This window comes from Pseudomonas lactucae (assembly GCF_036688725.1).
GTDB classification, from domain to species: Bacteria; Pseudomonadota; Gammaproteobacteria; order Pseudomonadales; family Pseudomonadaceae; genus Aquipseudomonas; species Aquipseudomonas lactucae.
In genome coordinates this window covers 15,046-30,478 of record NZ_JAQQPT010000016.1, presented here as the reverse complement: position 1 = coordinate 30,478, position 15,433 = coordinate 15,046, and the positions used below count along the sequence as shown (strand labels likewise).

Below are 15,433 nucleotides of genomic sequence, written 5' to 3'. Positions count from 1 at the left end.
CCTGCGTGCCATCTGCCCGCGGTTTGGGCCGCACGCCTCTCGATGGTCTGAAAAAGATGCGTGATAATAAAGCATGCCCCGCTTGACGGCTAGCGCCGTCGGAGACCCTTGTAATGCCCGAGCAAGATCTACGTTTACAACAGCTGGAAGTCTGGCTGGATGAGCAGTTGCCGATCCTTTTCAACGCTCAGGACTGGGGCCCCGTACCCCCGGCCACATTGACCGCGGCCAGCAGCGACGCGAGTTTCAGGCGTTACTTCCGTTGGGAAGGGGGAGGCCGCACCTTCGTGGTGATGGACGCCCCACCCCCCCAGGAAAACTGCAAACCTTTCGTCGATATCGCATATTTACTGGCGACGTCGGGCATAAATGTTCCAAAAATTTATGCGCAAGATCTGCCGCGCGGCTTTCTTTTGCTCAATGACCTGGGCAAAAAAACCTATCTGGACGTGATCGACGAGCAAAACGCCGATCAATTGTTTGCCGACGCCATCGATGCGTTGCTCGCCTTTCAGCAACTGGCGATGGAGGCGCCGTTGCCAAGCTACGACGTGGCGCTGCTGCGCCGCGAACTGGAGCTGTTCTCCGAGTGGTACGTGCGCCGGCACCTGGGTATCGAGTTGGATACACAGCAGCAGGCCCTGTGGCAGCGCGCCAGCGAGCGGCTGATCGACAGCGCCCTGGCGCAGCCGAAGGTGCTGGTACACCGCGACTTCATGCCGCGCAACCTGATGATCAGCGAACCGAACCCCGGTGTGCTGGATTTCCAGGATGCGGTCTACGGCCCGGTCACTTATGACATCACCTGCCTGTTCAAGGACGCCTTCCTCAGTTGGCCCCAGGCCCGCGTGCGTGCGTGGCAGCGCGGTTATTGGGAGCGTGCGGCGAAACTGGGCATCCCGGTGCAGCCAGACTTCGAAGACTTCCTGCGCGCCAGCGACCTGATGGGCGTGCAGCGGCACCTCAAGGTTATCGGCATCTTCGCGCGCATTTGCCATCGCGATGGCAAGCCCCGCTACCTGGCCGATGTGCCGCGCTTCTTTGCTTATATTGAAGCGGTGTTGGCCGATCGCCCGGAGTTGAGTGAATTGGCTGAGCTGCTGAGCAGTCTGCGTCAGCCTGCAGAGGCCGTTGTATGAAGGCCATGATCCTGGCCGCCGGCAAAGGTGAGCGGATGCGTCCGCTGACCTTGCACACGCCCAAACCGCTGGTACAGGCCGGTGGCAAGCGCCTGATCGAGTATCACCTGGAGGCGCTGGCCAAGGCTGGCTTCACCGATATCGTGATCAACCACGCCTGGCTCGGCCAGCAGATCGAAAGCTACCTGGGGGATGGCGCGCAGTTTGGCGTGCGCATCCGTTATTCCCCGGAGGGCGAGCCACTGGAAACCGGCGGCGGGATCTTCCAGGCCTTGCCGTTACTGGGGGATGCGCCGTTCCTGGTGGTCAATGGCGATATCTGGACCGACTACGACTTCACCCAACTCCAGCAACCGCTGCAGGGCCTGGCTCACCTGGTGATGGTCGACAACCCGGCGCATCACCCCTCGGGCGGGGATTTCTACCTCGATCAGGGTTTGCTTCATGATGCCGCGCCCGGTGCCGATAACCTGACCTTCAGCGGCATTTCCGTGCTGGACCCCAAGTTGTTCGCGGGGTGCGGCGCGGGTGCCTTCAAGCTGGCGCCGCTCTTGCGCGATGCCATGGCGAAAGGTTTGGTAACGGGGGAACACATGGCGGGACGCTGGATTGATGTCGGCACGCTGGAGCGCCTGGCGCAAGTCGAAACCCTGCTCGCAGCGGGGCAGTAGCATGTTGTGGCCAGGGACGCTGATCGGCGCGGGGGCTGGCTTTGCCATTGCCAGTATCCCGGGGGCTTTGTTGGGTGCGCTGTTGGGGCAGGCGCTGGATCGCCGCCTGCAATTGCACAGTTGGGCGCAGTTGCGCGAGCGCCTGGGCGGGCGTGCGGCGCTGCGCAATGACGAATTGTTGTTTGTGTTGCTCGGGCGCTTGGCCAAAAGCAACGGACGGGTGGTGGATGGCCATATCCAGCAGGCGCGCCAGGAGATGCGCTCGCTGGACATGACCGAGTCGGCCCAGCGTCGTGCGATCGCAGCGTTCAACCGTGGCAAGGCCGGCTCCGACCGCATACGCAGTTACCTGCGTGTGCTCAAGGCCCAGCCCCATGCAGCGGAAGGGGTGTTACGCGCGTGCTGGCGGATGGTCTGGGCGGACGGCAGGGCGGATGACGCTGAGCGCGACCTGATCAACCTGTGGGGCAAGTGGTTGGGCTGGACGCCACAACAGCTCAAGGCGCTGGCCGCTGACTACACGCCGGAGCGCAAGCCGCTGGTCAACCGCACCGGTACTTATCAGGACGCCTTGCGCCTGCTTGGCGTGACGGCCACGACGGAGCCTTCGGCGATCAAGCGTGCCTATCGCCGCCTGCTCAGTCGTCACCACCCGGACAAGGTGGCCGGCAGTGGCGCCAGCCCCGCGCAGGTGCGTGAAGCCACCGAGCGTACCCGCGAGTTGCACAATGCCTATGCGTTGATTCGCGAACGGCGGGATTTTCGATAGCCCCACTATTTCAGGGATAACCACAATCCCGCATTGGTTGTGTGGTGTATTCGAAGCGTGCGATCAGTCTACCGTTTTCTGGGGACTCAACCACCCGCGCACCCTTCGATACAACTGCTCTTGCTCGGCAGCGCTGTCGCCGGGCAGGGTCTTCAAGGTCACCTGCTTATACCCGTCATTGTTCAAGCGCTTGGCAGCCTGGGCGCGCTCGCGCGCGTTTTTGCGTGATTGAGCGGTGTCCTGGTAGAACACGTCGGCGGTCGGCAGCTTCAGGCCGGGGGCCAGTTGTTGCACATCCGGATGCCGGCCGGTGGGTGTCTGTGCCGCGACCATGACGAACTTCTGTACCTGGGACGGTTGTTTCTCGCTCAGATAGCGCGCCGCCCACCAGGCGCCAGTGCCATGGCCGAGCAGCACCACGCTGCGTGCGCCCTGGGTCTGTGCGAACGCCACGGCGGCATCGATACGGTCGAAGATGCGCGAGGCGTCGGTCTTGTCCTGCTCCTCGGCGCCCGGCACCACGGCCGGGTCGGTGCCTTCGGCTTCAGCGCCGGCGGCCTGTTCGATCGGCTTGTCGGCGGTGCTCGCGTCCTTGCTGCTGGTATCGACGGCGGCTTTCGGCGCTTCCATGACGCGTGGCGGCAGGGTATCGACGCTGACATCCGGCAGCGACAGGCTGAGGGTGCTCCAGTTGGCGTCCGGCAATTTGTGCCGCAAAGGGCCGATTGCTTGCGGCCAGTCAGCATTTTCGCCGGCGCCCGGTACGATAATCACCACACCTTCGGGTTCGGCGCTGTTCGCCGGTTTCCACAGCGCGAGGAATGAATCGCTGCCCGCCTGCAACTGCTGTTGTTGCTGTTGCGGGATGGTGCGCTCCAGAGCGCTGGCCTCTTCCTGGCTGCGCTGGGGCAGCGGCTGGCGTTCGACGGGTTTTTCGGCGACCGGCTCAGGGGTATCGGCGGCCTGTACAGAAAAGGCGCTGGTAAATAGCAGCGACAGGCACAATGCTGGCAGTGCCGAACGGTGAAAAAAGGGCATCGTTAATTCCCGGCCAGAAATGATTCCAGCAGCCTAATGGGTTGCTCAGTATTTGTCAGTGATGTGAGACGTGGATCATGGGTTTTCGCTGTCTGCTGGTTATCGGCTGTTTGTGCGTTGCCTTGATGGCCAACGCCGCCCCCACGTCTGCGGCACCGCAGGCGCAGCTCAATGCGCAGCAGCGTGACTGGCTGGGCCGGCACCCGGAACTGCGGGTGGGCGTGGTGTTGCAGGCGCCTTATGCGCAATACGATCGCCGGCTGCAGCGCTTGTCCGGGGCGAATGTGGAGTTGATGCAATGGCTGGCCAAGGCGCTGAATATCGAGTTGACCTGGCGTAATTTTCCCAGCCAGGAGCAGTTGGAAGCCGCGGTGCGCGACGATGAAGTCGACATTGCCCCAGGTCTGCAACAAACCCCGGCCGGTCTGCGCCTGTGGTTGTTCAGCGACCCGTATATGCGTGTGCCCCAGCATATCGTCGGCATCCGCGAAGGCGCCGCCGCCGTGGAGCTGGAAAAACTCGATGACCAATCCCGCGTCGCCGTGCGCATGCCCAGCGCGGTAGCCGATTACTTGCGCAGCACTTACCCCAGCCTCAACCTGCAAGGCGTGCCCATGGAGCGCCAGGCCCTGCAATTGCTGGTCAGCGAGCAGGCGCGCTATGCCATCGTCGATGAAGCGCAACTGAGCCGCTTGTCCGGCGAAGCGGAGTTTGCCGGCTTGGCGGTGGTGGGGGATATCGGCCTGCCGCAATTGCTGCGGGTGGCCACGCGGCGGGATTGGCCGGAACTGGCCGGCATTATGGAAAGCGCGCTGCGCGCCATCCCTGCCCGCGACCTCGACCAACTGCACAGTCGCTGGCTGCAGCCAAAATACTCACGCTTATCCGAATCCAAAGGCTTTTGGCAAAACCTCAGCCTGCTGCTGGGGCTGTTGTTGCTCGCCAGCCTGGCAACGGTGTTCTGGCAGCGCCGCCAGCAACGCGTGCTGGAACACGACCTGTTGGCCGCCCGCGAAGAAAGTGCCGCCCGTGCCGCCGGTGCCGAGGCGTTGCGGCTGACGCAGTTCTCCATCGATCAAAGCACCGTCGGCATCCTGTGGGTCAACTGGGACAGCCATGTGCGCTACGCCAACCGTGCCGCTGAGAGCATGCTCGGCTACGGCCACGGCGCGCTGATCGAGCGACCCTTGGTCGACCTCGACCCCACGCTGGATATGGACCGCTGGCTCAACCTGTGGAAGCGCGCACGGGCGAGCGAAGAGGGGCCGCAGAACTTCGCCACCGATTGCCTGCGCGCCGACGGCAGCGTGCTGCCGGCCAACGTGTCGTTGAGCTTCCTGCGGTTTGCCGAGGCCGAATACCTGGTGGTCTACCTCAACGATGTCACTGAACTGCGCCGCACCCTGGCCGCCCTGTTGCAAAGTGAGGCGCAACTGCGCGAGCTTTCCGCGCACCTGGAAACCGTGCGTGAAGAAGAAAAGGCCCGCATCGCCCGCGAAGTGCACGACGAACTCGGGCAAATGCTCACAGTGCTCAAGCTGGAAACGTCCATGTGCGAACTGGCCTATGCGCAGTTGGACCCCGGCCTGCACGAACGCCTGAACAGCATGAAGCGCCTGATCGCTCAACTGTTCCAACTGGTGCGTGACGTGGCCACCGCGCTGCGCCCGCCGATTCTCGACGCCGGCATTGCCTCGGCCATCGAATGGCAAGCCCGGCGCTTTGAAGCGCGCACGCATATTCCTTGCCTGGTGCAGGTGCCGGAGAACCTGCCGGCCCTGAGCGACGCCAAGGCCATCGGCCTGTTTCGTATCCTGCAGGAGGCGCTGACCAATGTGATGCGCCATGCCCAGGCGCATACTGTGGAACTGACATTGGCCCTGGAGGGCAGCGATTTGCGCTTGACCATCAGCGACGACGGCGTGGGTTTCGTCCAGGCTGAAGGTCGCGCGGTGTCGTTTGGCCTGGTCGGTATGCGCGAGCGGGTACTGATCATGGGCGGACAATTGAGCCTGCACAGCGAGTTGGGGGAGGGCACCACCCTGAGTGTCACGGTGCCGCTGGATGCCAAACAATAAGAGGAAAGCCCTGTGATCCGCGTACTGGTAGCCGAAGACCACACCATCGTTCGTGAAGGCATCAAGCAATTGATCGGCCTGGCCAAAGACCTGCTTGTGGTGGGCGAGGCGAGCAATGGCGAACAGTTGCTGGAAACCTTGCGCCACGTGCCGTGCGAGGTGGTGTTGCTGGATATCTCGATGCCTGGCGTCAACGGCCTGGAAGCGATTGCACGAATTCGCGCGCTGAGCCACCCGCCGGCAATCCTGGTGCTGTCGATGCACGATGAAGCGCAGATGGCCGCCCGCGCGTTGAAGGTGGGCGCCGCCGGTTACGCCACCAAGGACAGCGACCCGGCATTGCTGCTCACCGCTATTCGCAAGGTCGCGGCGGGCGGGCGCTATATCGACCCGGACCTGGCTGACCGCATGGTATTTGAAGTCGGTCTCACCGATGCGCGGCCGCTGCATTCGCTGCTTTCGGAGCGCGAGTTCTCGGTGTTCGAGCGCCTGGCGCAGGGCGCCAACGTCAACGACATCGCCCAGCAACTGGCGCTGAGCAGCAAGACCATCAGCACCCACAAGGCGCGGCTGATGCAAAAGCTCAATATCACCTCGTTGGCTGAGTTGGTGAAGTACGCCATGGAGCACAGGCTTTTATAGCGGCATATCCAAAAACGACACCCCACAGAACACCGCCGGCCCCATTCTTGGCGCTTGCAGATCGCCCTTGCGGCTGCACTGTCCCGTGCCCGTCATCCGTGTAGGGCAATCCCTACCCCCAACCTTCCATCCGGCTGATGCAAATCTCTCCTGGCCCCCGATTTCCGGGGGCTCTGGCGTGGACTACGCTTGTGCCACAGCAGTCCAAAACACAAAGGTGCGGGTATGAGCGAGGTGGATTCAAATGATGTGCTGGTCAGCTTTCGTGGCGTGCAGAAGAGCTACGACGGCGAGAACCTGATCGTCAAAGACCTCAACCTGGAGATTCGCAAGGGCGAGTTCCTCACCTTGCTCGGGCCTTCAGGTTCCGGCAAGACCACCAGCCTGATGATGCTCGCCGGCTTTGAAACGCCGACCGCTGGTGAGATCCAGCTGGCGGGGCGCTCGATCAACAACGTGCCGCCGCACAAGCGCGACATCGGCATGGTGTTCCAGAACTACGCGTTGTTCCCGCACATGACCGTTTCCGAGAACCTGGCGTTCCCGCTGTCGGTGCGTGGGTTGAGCAAGACCGATATCAGCGAGCGGGTCAAGCGCGTGCTCAGCATGGTCCAGCTTGACGCCTTCGCCCAGCGCTACCCGGCGCAACTGTCCGGCGGCCAGCAACAGCGTGTGGCCCTGGCCCGTGCGCTGGTGTTCGAACCGCAGCTTGTGCTTATGGATGAACCCCTCGGCGCCCTCGACAAGCAACTGCGCGAGCACATGCAGATGGAGATCAAGCACCTGCACCAGCGCCTCGGCGTGACGGTGGTGTACGTGACCCACGACCAGGGCGAAGCCTTGACCATGTCCGACCGCGTGGCGGTGTTTCACCAGGGCGAGATCCAGCAGATCGCCCCGCCGCGCACCTTGTACGAAGAACCCAGGAACACCTTCGTGGCCAACTTCATCGGCGAGAACAACCGCCTCAACGGCCGCCTGCACAGTCACAGCGGCGAGCGCTGCGTGGTGGAGTTGGCGCGCGGCGAGAAGGTTGAAGCGCTGGCGGTGAATGTCGGCCAGCTCGGCGGCCCGGTGACGCTGTCGGTGCGTCCGGAGCGCGTCAGCCTCAACGGCTCCAGCGAAAGCTGCGTCAACCGCTTCTCCGGGAGGGTGGCGGAATTCATCTACCTGGGCGACCACGTGCGTGTGCGCCTGGAAGTCTGCGGCAAGACCGATTTTTTTGTGAAACAACCGATTGCCGAGCTGGACCCGGCCCTGGCGGTCGGCGACGTGGTACCGATTGGCTGGCAAGTCGAGCACGTTCGCGCGCTCGACCCACTTCTAGAGGCGAATTGATCGCCCCCATGGCTTCACCAACCCTGCACGTGGAGAGAACAACAATGTTGAAATCCCTTAAGTATTCAGCGCTCGCCCTCGGTTTGATGGGTGCGACACAGGCCATGGCCGGCCCGGACCTGACAGTGGTGTCTTTTGGTGGCGCGAACAAGGCGGCCCAGGTCAAGGCGTTCTACGCGCCGTGGGAAAGCGCGGGCAACGGCAAGATCGTCGCCGGCGAGTACAACGGTGAGATGGCCAAGGTCAAAGCCATGGTCGACACCAAGAGCGTGTCCTGGGACCTGGTGGAAGTGGAATCGCCGGAGCTGTCCCGTGGTTGCGACGAAGACATGTTCGAACCGCTCGACCCGAAACTGTTCGGCGACAGCGCCAACTACGTGAAGGGCGCGATCCAGCCCTGTGGCGTGGGCTTCTTCGTGTGGTCGACCGTGCTGGCGTACAACGCCGACAAACTGGCTTCCGCACCCACCAGCTGGGCGGATTTCTGGGACACCAAGAAATTCCCGGGCAAGCGCGGCCTGCGTAAAGGCGCCAAGTACACCCTGGAATTCGCTCTGATGGCCGACGGCGTAGCGCCGAAAGACGTCTACAAAGTACTGGCCGGCAAGGATGGCCAGGACCGTGCGTTCAAGAAGCTCGACGAACTCAAGCCGTCGATCCAATGGTGGGAAGCCGGCGCACAACCGCCACAGTACCTGGCCTCGGGCGACGTGGTGATGAGTTCGGCCTACAACGGCCGTATCGCCGCTGTGCAAAAGGAAAGCAACCTGAAAGTGGTGTGGAACGGCGGCATCTACGACTTCGATGCCTGGGCCATCCCTAAAGGCCTGGCCAAGGACCGTGCGGAAGCGGCGAAGAAATTCATCGCCTTCTCGGTCGCGCCGCAGCAGCAGAAGACCTACTCGGAAAACATCGCCTACGGCCCGGCCAACACCCAAGCCGTTGCGTTGCTGGCCAAGGAGATCCTCAAGGACATGCCGACCACGCCGGAAAACATCGCCAACCAGGTCCAGATCGATGTGAGCTTCTGGGCGGATAACGGCGAACAGCTCGAGCAGCGCTTCAACTCCTGGGCTGCCAAGTAACCAGCAGCACCGCTGAACCCCTGTGGGAGGGGCGGTGCGACGATTCGACTTGCTCCCGATGGCAGACTGTCAGGCAATACACAGGCTGACTGATCCACCGCTATCGGGAACAAGCCCCCTCCCACAAGGGTGTGCATTTATCTTCAATATCCGGAGTCAGCCATGGCCATCGCCGTTCCCTCGAACGAGGTCAACAGCCCCACCCTCAAGCAGCGCCTGGCGCGTGCCGAGCGGCTTAACCGCTGGAAGGCCCAGGCCTTGATTGCGCCGCTGGTGTTGTTCTTGCTGCTGGTGTTCCTGGTGCCGATCGTTGCGCTGTTGTTCAAGAGCATCGGCAACCCGGAAGTGGTGGGCGGCTTGCCGCGTACCGTGGTGGCGGTGACGGCCTGGGACGGGCGTGGCCTGCCGGGCGAGCCGGTGTACCAAGCCCTCAGTGAAGACCTGGGTGAAGCACGTAAAAACCAGACCTTGGGCGATTTGTCCAAGCGCTTGAACATGGAACTGGCCGGCTACCGCAGCCTGCTGACCAAAACCGCGCGGGCGCTGCCGTTTACCGAAGCGCCGGCCTCTTATAAAGAAGCGCTGGAAACCCTCGACGAACGTTGGGGTGACCCGGCGTACTGGCAGGCGATCCGGCGCAATACCAGCAGCCTGACGCCGTACTACCTGCTGGCGGCCGTCGATCACCGCATCGACGACCTCGGCGAAATCGCCCCGGCCACGCCCGACCAGGCGATCTACCTGGACATTTTCGCCCGCACCTTCTGGATGGGCCTGGTCATCACGGTCATCTGCCTGCTGCTGGCCTATCCCCTGGCTTACCTGCTGGCCAACCTGCCGGCGCGTAAAAGCAATTTGCTGATGATTTTGGTGTTGCTGCCGTTCTGGACCTCGATCCTGGTGCGGGTTGCCGCGTGGATCGTGCTGCTGCAATCGGGTGGCCTGATCAACAGCGCGTTGATGGGCATGGGCCTGATCGACAAGCCTCTGGAACTGGTGTTCAACCGCACCGGGGTGTACATCTCGATGGTGCATATCCTGCTGCCGTTCATGATCCTGCCGATCTACAGCGTGATGAAGGGCATCTCACCCACCTACATGCGAGCGGCGATTTCCCTGGGCTGCCACCCGTTCACCAGCTTCTGGCGCGTGTATTTCCCGCAGACGTATGCAGGCGTTGGCGCCGGTTGCCTGTTGGTGTTCATTCTGGCAATCGGCTACTACATCACCCCGGCCTTGCTGGGCAGCCCGAACGACCAGATGGTCAGCTACTTCGTGGCCTTCTATACCAACACCAGCATCAACTGGGGCATGGCGACGGCGTTGGGCGGATTGCTGCTGCTGGCGACCGTGGTGCTGTACCTGATCTACAACCGACTGGTCGGCGCCAGCCGCCTGCGCCTGAGCTGAGGAGACCTTGCGATGCTGAGCCCTTATATGTCCCCCGTGGAACGGGTGTGGTTCTACAGCTTGCGGATTCTCTGCGGCTTGATCCTGCTGTTCCTGATATTGCCCGTGCTGGTGATCATCCCGTTGTCGTTCAACAGCGGCAGTTTCCTGGTGTACCCGCTGCAGGGCTTTTCGTTGCAGTGGTACCACGATTTCTTTGCCTCGGCCGAATGGATGCGTGCGTTGAAAAACAGCATTATCGTCGCCCCGGCGGCGACGGTGCTGGCGATGGTGTTCGGCACCTTGGCGGCGATTGGCCTGACCCGTGGGAATTTCCCCGGCAAGGCGCTGGTGATGGCCCTGGTGATTTCGCCGATGGTGGTGCCGGTGGTAATCATCGGTGTTGCCAGCTACCTGTTCTTTGCGCCGCTGGGCCTGGGTAACAGCTTTTTCTCATTGATCGTAGTGCACGCGGTGTTGGGCGTGCCGTTTGTGATCATCACCGTGTCGGCGACCTTGCAGGGTTTCAACCATAATCTGGTGCGGGCGGCGGCCAGCCTGGGGGCTTCGCCCTTGACTGCGTTTCGTCGGGTGACGCTGCCGTTGATCGCACCGGGGGTGATTTCCGGGGCGCTGTTTGCATTCGCGACCTCGTTCGATGAGGTGGTGGTCACGCTGTTCCTCGCCGGCCCGGAGCAAGCGACCCTGCCACGCCAGATGTTCAGCGGTATCCGCGAGAACCTCAGCCCGACGATCGCGGCGGCGGCGACCTTACTGATCGCGTTCTCGGTGTTGCTGTTGCTGACGCTGGAGTGGTTGCGCGGCCGTAGCGAGAAACTGCGCACCGCCCAGGTTTAAAGCCAAGCCGAGATCAACATGTGGGAGGGAGCCCCCTCCCACAGGGGTTTTGTGTTGAACTGCGAAGACCATTCAGCCGCTGAATGGCAGACAACCCCAATGCATCAGCTACTCTTGTGCCAGCCCATCACAGAGAAGAGGTCGCGCACATGAGTACTTCCTCATTCAAGATCGCCCACAAACTGCTGACCGGCGCCGGCGCCATCGAGCAACTGGCCGCCGAGCTGACCCGCCTGGATGTGGACAACCCGCTCATCGTCACGGATGCGGTGCTGGTCAAATCCGGCACCGTCGCCTTGGCCCTCGAACACCTGGGCGAGCGCAGCTACGAAATCTTCGACCGCGTGCTGCCCGACCCGGAAATCGCCATCGTCGAAGACTGCATGCAGGCCTACCGCGACGGCGGGCACGACGGCCTGATCGGCCTGGGCGGCGGCAGTGCCATCGATATCGCTAAAAGCGTGGCGGCCTATGCCGGTTACCACGGTGCTCTGGCGGATTTGTTCGGTATCGATCAGGTGCCGCGCAAGGGACCACCGTTGATCGCGATTCCGACCACGGCCGGCACCGGCTCGGAAGTGACCAATGTGGCGATTCTCTCCGACAAAGTCGCGCAGTTGAAAAAAGGCATCGTCAGCGATTACCTGTTGCCGGATGTGGCGCTGATCAGCCCGCAAATGACCTTGACCTGCCCGCGCAGCGTCACCGCCGCCAGCGGCGTGGACGCGTTGGTGCATGCCGTTGAATCCTACCTGTCGCTGAACGCCTCGCCGATCACCGATGCGTTGGCTATCGGTGCGATCAAGCTGATCGCCAAGGCGCTGCCCAAGGCCTACGCCAACCCCGCCCATTTACAAGCCCGGGACGACATGGCCACCGCCAGCCTGATGGCCGGCATGGCCTTTGGTAACGCCGGGGTGGGCGCGGTGCATGCGTTGGCCTATCCGCTGGGCGGGCGTTTCAATATTGCCCACGGCGTGAGCAATGCGCTGCTGCTGCCCTACGTGATGCACTGGAACAAGCTCGCCTGTGTCGAACGCATGCAGGACATTGCCCAGGCCATGGGCGTGAATACCCTCGGGTTGAGTGTCAACGAGGCTGCCGACCGTGCGGTCGAGGCCATGACGCAACTTTGCGCCGCAGTAGAGATCCCGGCAGGCCTGCGCAGTTTCGGCATTCCCGAGGATGCGATCCCGGCCATGGCCGCTGAAGCCGCGGGGATCGATCGGCTGATGCGCAACAACCCGCGCAAGCTCAGCGTGGCGGATATCGAGAAAATCTACCGGGCCGCTTACTAGCCATTGAGCCAGCTCACGGTGCGCGCAACAAAGCATGAGGTATACAATGCGCGCCATCGTGATTTAGCTCAGAAAAGGTGCGTCATGCAGCCCTTCGTCATTGCCCCATCGATTCTCTCCGCCGATTTCGCCCGCCTGGGTGAGGAAGTGGACAACGTGTTGGCCTCCGGTGCCGATTTCGTGCACTTCGATGTCATGGACAACCACTATGTGCCCAACCTGACCATCGGCCCGATGGTCTGCGCAGCGCTGCGCAAATACGGCATCACCGCGCCGATCGACGCGCACCTGATGGTCAGCCCGGTGGACCGCATCATCGGTGATTTCATCGAGGCCGGCGCGACCTACATCACCTTCCACCCGGAAGCCTCGCTGCACGTCGACCGCACTCTGCAACTGATCCGCGAAGGCGGTTGCAAGGCGGGGCTGGTGTTCAACCCGGCCACCCCGCTGGACGTGCTCAAGTACGTGATGGACAAGGTCGACATGGTGTTGCTGATGAGCGTCAACCCCGGTTTCGGCGGGCAGAAGTTCATTCCCGGCACCCTCGACAAGCTGCGTGAAGCCCGCGCGCTGATCGATGCCTCGGGTCGCGAGATTCGCCTGGAAATCGACGGTGGGGTGAACGTCAACAATATCCGTGAAATCGCTGCCGCCGGCGCTGACACGTTTGTGGCCGGCTCGGCCATCTTCAATGCGCCGAACTACCAGGAAGTCATCGACAAGATGCGTGCCGAACTGGCTTTGGCGCGTCCATGAGCGGCTTTGAGCAGTTGTTCCCCGGCAAACTGCCACGGCTGGTGATGTTCGATCTGGACGGTACCTTGATCGACTCTGTGCCGGACCTGGCGGCGGCGGTGGACCAGATGCTGCTCAAGCTGGGGCGCCCGCCCGCGGGGCTCGAATCGGTACGCGACTGGGTCGGCAACGGCGCGCCGATGCTCGTGCGCCGGGCCCTGGCCAACCACATCGATGCCGACGGTGTCGACGAGGTGGAGGCCGAACATGCCCTGGAGTTGTTCAACGCCGCCTATGAAGGCGACCATGAGCTGACCGTGGTTTACCCCGGCGTACGTGACACCCTCAAGTGGCTGAGCAAGCAGGGCGTGGAAATGGCCCTGATCACCAACAAGCCGGAGCGCTTCGTCGCACCGCTGTTGGACCAGATGAAAATCGGCCGTTATTTCCGTTGGATCATCGGCGGCGATACCTTGCCGCAGAAGAAGCCCGACCCGGCGGCGCTGTTTTTCGTGATGAAAATGGCCAATATCCCGGCGTCCCAGTCGTTGTTCGTCGGCGATTCGCGCAGTGATGTGCTGGCGGCAAAAGCGGCGGGCGTGCAGTGCGTAGCCTTGAGCTACGGCTATAACCATGGCCGGCCGATTGCCGAGGAATCGCCGGCGCTGGTGATTGATGACCTGCGACTGCTAATCCCCGGTTGCTTGGGAGCGGGCGCTGAGATAACGTTGCCCGATACCGATCCGTCCCCTTCTGGAAATTCCATCGTGGTGGTCACTCGCAAACTCTGGATGAAAGTCATCAAGGCCCTGGCCCGCTGGCGTTGGCGCGCCTGACTGATCCTGGCCGCGCCATGCGGCACGTTTGCCTACCTGACTGTTAGACCCTCACACCACGAGGCACCTCATGATCCGCGAAGAATTCCTGCGTTTGGCCGCTGCCGGCTATAACCGTATTCCCCTGGCCTGCGAAACCCTGGCCGACTTCGACACGCCGCTGTCGATCTACCTGAAACTGGCCGACGAGCCCAATTCCTATCTGCTGGAATCGGTGCAGGGCGGCGAGAAGTGGGGCCGTTACTCGATCATCGGCCTGCCATGCCGCACGGTAATGCGGGTGCATGACCATCACGTGAGCATCACCCACGATGGCATCGAGATCGAAAGCCATGATGTAGAAGACCCGCTGGCCTTTGTCGAAACCTTCAAGGCGCGCTACAACGTGCCGACGATCCCTGGCCTGCCGCGTTTCAATGGTGGCCTGGTGGGGTATTTCGGCTACGACTGCGTGCGTTATGTGGAAAAACGCCTGGGAAAATGCCCGAACCCCGACCCACTGGGCGTGCCGGACATTCTGCTGATGGTGTCCGACGCGGTGGTGGTGTTCGACAACCTCGCCGGCAAGATGCACGCCATCGTGCTGGCCGATCCGGCTCAGGCGGATGCGTTCGAGAGCGGTCAGGCCAGCCTCGAAGCCCTGCTGGAAAAACTGCGCCAGCCGATCACCCCGCGTCGCGGCCTGGACCTCAGCCGTCCGCCGGCGGCCGACCCGATCTTTCGTTCGAGCTTTACCCAGGATGACTACGAGCGCGCCGTCGACACCATCAAGGAATATATCCTCGCTGGTGACTGCATGCAGGTGGTGCCGTCCCAGCGCATGTCCATCGACTTCAAGGCGGCGCCCATCGACCTATACCGGGCGCTGCGCTGCTTCAACCCGACGCCGTACATGTACTTCTTCAACTTTGGCGACTTCCACGTGGTGGGCAGTTCGCCGGAAGTGCTGGTGCGCGTCGAAGACAATCTGATCACCGTGCGCCCGATTGCCGGTACACGCCCACGCGGCGCGACCGAAGAAGCGGACGTGGCACTGGAAGAAGACCTGCTGAGCGACGACAAGGAAATCGCCGAGCACCTGATGCTGATCGACCTTGGCCGCAACGACACCGGGCGCGTCTCGGAAATCGGCTCGGTGAAACTGACCGAAAAGATGGTCATCGAGCGCTACTCCAACGTGATGCACATCGTGTCCAACGTCACCGGTGAGCTGAAAGCCGGCTTGACCGCGATGGACGCCTTGCGCGCCATTTTGCCGGCCGGCACCTTGTCGGGCGCGCCGAAGATCCGCGCGATGGAAATCATCGACGAACTGGAGCCGGTCAAACGCGGCGTCTACGGCGGCGCCGTGGGGTATTTCGCCTGGAACGGCAACATGGACACCGCCATTGCGATCCGCACGGCAGTGATCAAGGACGGGGAGCTGCATGTGCAGGCCGGTGGCGGGATCGTCGCCGACTCAGTGCCGGCCCTCGAATGGGAAGAAACCCTGAACAAGCGCCGCGCGATGTTCCGCGCCGTAGCGCTGGCTGAACAGACCCCCAATTCCTGAGG

General features: G+C 62.5%; 14 protein-coding genes. 13 read left to right on the top strand and 1 reads right to left on the bottom strand.

Translation table 11 applies throughout. The features are described 5' to 3' along the window. The first annotated feature begins 113 nt into the window (after positions 1 to 113). The 3 genes from V6M90_RS18930 to V6M90_RS18920 are packed head-to-tail and all read left to right on the top strand — an operon-like array spanning position 114 to position 2,579. Positions 114 to 1,139, top strand: a complete 1,026-nt coding sequence (locus V6M90_RS18930) for an aminoglycoside phosphotransferase family protein (RefSeq protein WP_332846942.1) — start codon at positions 114 to 116, stop codon at positions 1,137 to 1,139. Further along, a complete protein-coding gene (gene murU, locus V6M90_RS18925) occupies positions 1,136 to 1,810 on the top strand; it encodes an N-acetylmuramate alpha-1-phosphate uridylyltransferase MurU (RefSeq protein ID WP_042945360.1) in 675 nt (224 codons plus the stop codon). Before V6M90_RS18930 ends, murU begins: the two co-directional genes overlap by 4 nt. Position 1,811: 1 nt before the next feature. Continuing rightward, on the top strand, positions 1,812 to 2,579 hold the full coding sequence (locus tag V6M90_RS18920) for a TerB family tellurite resistance protein (RefSeq protein WP_003176469.1): 768 nt from the start codon (positions 1,812 to 1,814) through the stop codon (positions 2,577 to 2,579). Between the two features lie 63 nt (positions 2,580 to 2,642). Here the strand turns inward: V6M90_RS18920 and V6M90_RS18915 are convergent, their stop codons facing one another. Then, on the bottom strand, positions 2,643 to 3,617 hold the full coding sequence (locus tag V6M90_RS18915) for an alpha/beta hydrolase family protein (RefSeq protein WP_003176468.1): 975 nt from the start codon (positions 3,615 to 3,617) through the stop codon (positions 2,643 to 2,645). Positions 3,618 to 3,694: 77 nt separating this feature from the next. Between V6M90_RS18915 and V6M90_RS18910 the strand changes: the two genes are divergently transcribed. The 10 genes from V6M90_RS18910 to trpE all read left to right on the top strand — a co-directional run bounded on the left by V6M90_RS18910 (position 3,695) and on the right by trpE (position 15,431). Next, positions 3,695 to 5,695 (top strand): PAS domain-containing sensor histidine kinase, encoded by a 2,001-nt coding sequence (locus V6M90_RS18910; RefSeq protein ID WP_003176467.1) that lies wholly within the window; start codon positions 3,695 to 3,697, stop codon positions 5,693 to 5,695. 12 nt (positions 5,696 to 5,707) lie between these two features. Beyond that, a complete protein-coding gene (locus tag V6M90_RS18905) occupies positions 5,708 to 6,337 on the top strand; it encodes a response regulator (protein ID WP_003176466.1) in 630 nt (209 codons plus the stop codon). Positions 6,338 to 6,562: 225 nt separating this feature from the next. Beyond that, on the top strand, positions 6,563 to 7,675 hold the full coding sequence (locus V6M90_RS18900; protein WP_003176465.1) for an ABC transporter ATP-binding protein: 1,113 nt from the start codon (positions 6,563 to 6,565) through the stop codon (positions 7,673 to 7,675). A gap of 44 nt (positions 7,676 to 7,719) precedes the next feature. Further along, positions 7,720 to 8,760, top strand: a complete 1,041-nt coding sequence (locus V6M90_RS18895) for an ABC transporter substrate-binding protein (RefSeq protein ID WP_141062968.1) — start codon at positions 7,720 to 7,722, stop codon at positions 8,758 to 8,760. A gap of 162 nt (positions 8,761 to 8,922) precedes the next feature. After that, positions 8,923 to 10,170: an ABC transporter permease gene (locus V6M90_RS18890; protein ID WP_332846941.1), complete on the top strand. Its 1,248-nt coding sequence runs from the start codon at positions 8,923 to 8,925 to the stop codon at positions 10,168 to 10,170. Between the two features lie 12 nt (positions 10,171 to 10,182). Next, positions 10,183 to 11,007 carry an ABC transporter permease gene (locus V6M90_RS18885; RefSeq protein ID WP_003176462.1) on the top strand — a complete coding sequence of 275 codons (825 nt, stop codon included), beginning with the start codon at positions 10,183 to 10,185 and terminating at the stop codon, positions 11,005 to 11,007. 149 nt (positions 11,008 to 11,156) lie between these two features. Continuing rightward, positions 11,157 to 12,305 carry an iron-containing alcohol dehydrogenase gene (locus V6M90_RS18880; protein ID WP_003176461.1) on the top strand — a complete coding sequence of 383 codons (1,149 nt, stop codon included), beginning with the start codon at positions 11,157 to 11,159 and terminating at the stop codon, positions 12,303 to 12,305. An 84-nt stretch (positions 12,306 to 12,389) separates the two neighbouring features. After that, the gene (gene rpe / locus V6M90_RS18875) at positions 12,390 to 13,064 is read left to right on the top strand and encodes a ribulose-phosphate 3-epimerase (RefSeq protein WP_003176460.1); all 675 of its coding nucleotides are present in this window, start codon (positions 12,390 to 12,392) and stop codon (positions 13,062 to 13,064) included. Then, positions 13,061 to 13,879 (top strand): phosphoglycolate phosphatase, encoded by an 819-nt coding sequence (locus tag V6M90_RS18870; RefSeq protein WP_003176459.1) that lies wholly within the window; start codon positions 13,061 to 13,063, stop codon positions 13,877 to 13,879. The genes rpe and V6M90_RS18870 overlap by 4 nt, the downstream gene beginning before the upstream one ends. Positions 13,880 to 13,949: 70 nt before the next feature. Next, positions 13,950 to 15,431 (top strand): anthranilate synthase component I, encoded by a 1,482-nt coding sequence (gene trpE, locus V6M90_RS18865; protein ID WP_003176458.1) that lies wholly within the window; start codon positions 13,950 to 13,952, stop codon positions 15,429 to 15,431. Positions 15,432 to 15,433 lie beyond the last annotated feature (2 nt).

What these genes read in the sequence shown, in the direction of transcription:
- V6M90_RS18885 (WP_003176462.1), top strand. Translation starts at nt 10,183, where the DNA reads ATGCTGAGCCCTTATATGTCCCCCGTGGAACGGGTGTGGTTCTACAGC.
- V6M90_RS18920 (WP_003176469.1), top strand. Translation starts at nt 1,812, where the DNA reads ATGTTGTGGCCAGGGACGCTGATCGGCGCGGGGGCTGGCTTTGCCATT.
- rpe (WP_003176460.1), top strand. Translation starts at nt 12,390, where the DNA reads ATGCAGCCCTTCGTCATTGCCCCATCGATTCTCTCCGCCGATTTCGCC.
- V6M90_RS18915 (WP_003176468.1), bottom strand. Translation starts at nt 3,617, where the DNA reads ATGCCCTTTTTTCACCGTTCGGCACTGCCAGCATTGTGCCTGTCGCTG.
- V6M90_RS18930 (WP_332846942.1), top strand. Translation starts at nt 114, where the DNA reads ATGCCCGAGCAAGATCTACGTTTACAACAGCTGGAAGTCTGGCTGGAT.
- V6M90_RS18880 (WP_003176461.1), top strand. Translation starts at nt 11,157, where the DNA reads ATGAGTACTTCCTCATTCAAGATCGCCCACAAACTGCTGACCGGCGCC.
- V6M90_RS18895 (WP_141062968.1), top strand. Translation starts at nt 7,720, where the DNA reads ATGTTGAAATCCCTTAAGTATTCAGCGCTCGCCCTCGGTTTGATGGGT.
- V6M90_RS18890 (WP_332846941.1), top strand. Translation starts at nt 8,923, where the DNA reads ATGGCCATCGCCGTTCCCTCGAACGAGGTCAACAGCCCCACCCTCAAG.
- V6M90_RS18900 (WP_003176465.1), top strand. Translation starts at nt 6,563, where the DNA reads ATGAGCGAGGTGGATTCAAATGATGTGCTGGTCAGCTTTCGTGGCGTG.
- trpE (WP_003176458.1), top strand. Translation starts at nt 13,950, where the DNA reads ATGATCCGCGAAGAATTCCTGCGTTTGGCCGCTGCCGGCTATAACCGT.
- V6M90_RS18910 (WP_003176467.1), top strand. Translation starts at nt 3,695, where the DNA reads ATGGGTTTTCGCTGTCTGCTGGTTATCGGCTGTTTGTGCGTTGCCTTG.
- murU (WP_042945360.1), top strand. Translation starts at nt 1,136, where the DNA reads ATGAAGGCCATGATCCTGGCCGCCGGCAAAGGTGAGCGGATGCGTCCG.
- V6M90_RS18870 (WP_003176459.1), top strand. Translation starts at nt 13,061, where the DNA reads ATGAGCGGCTTTGAGCAGTTGTTCCCCGGCAAACTGCCACGGCTGGTG.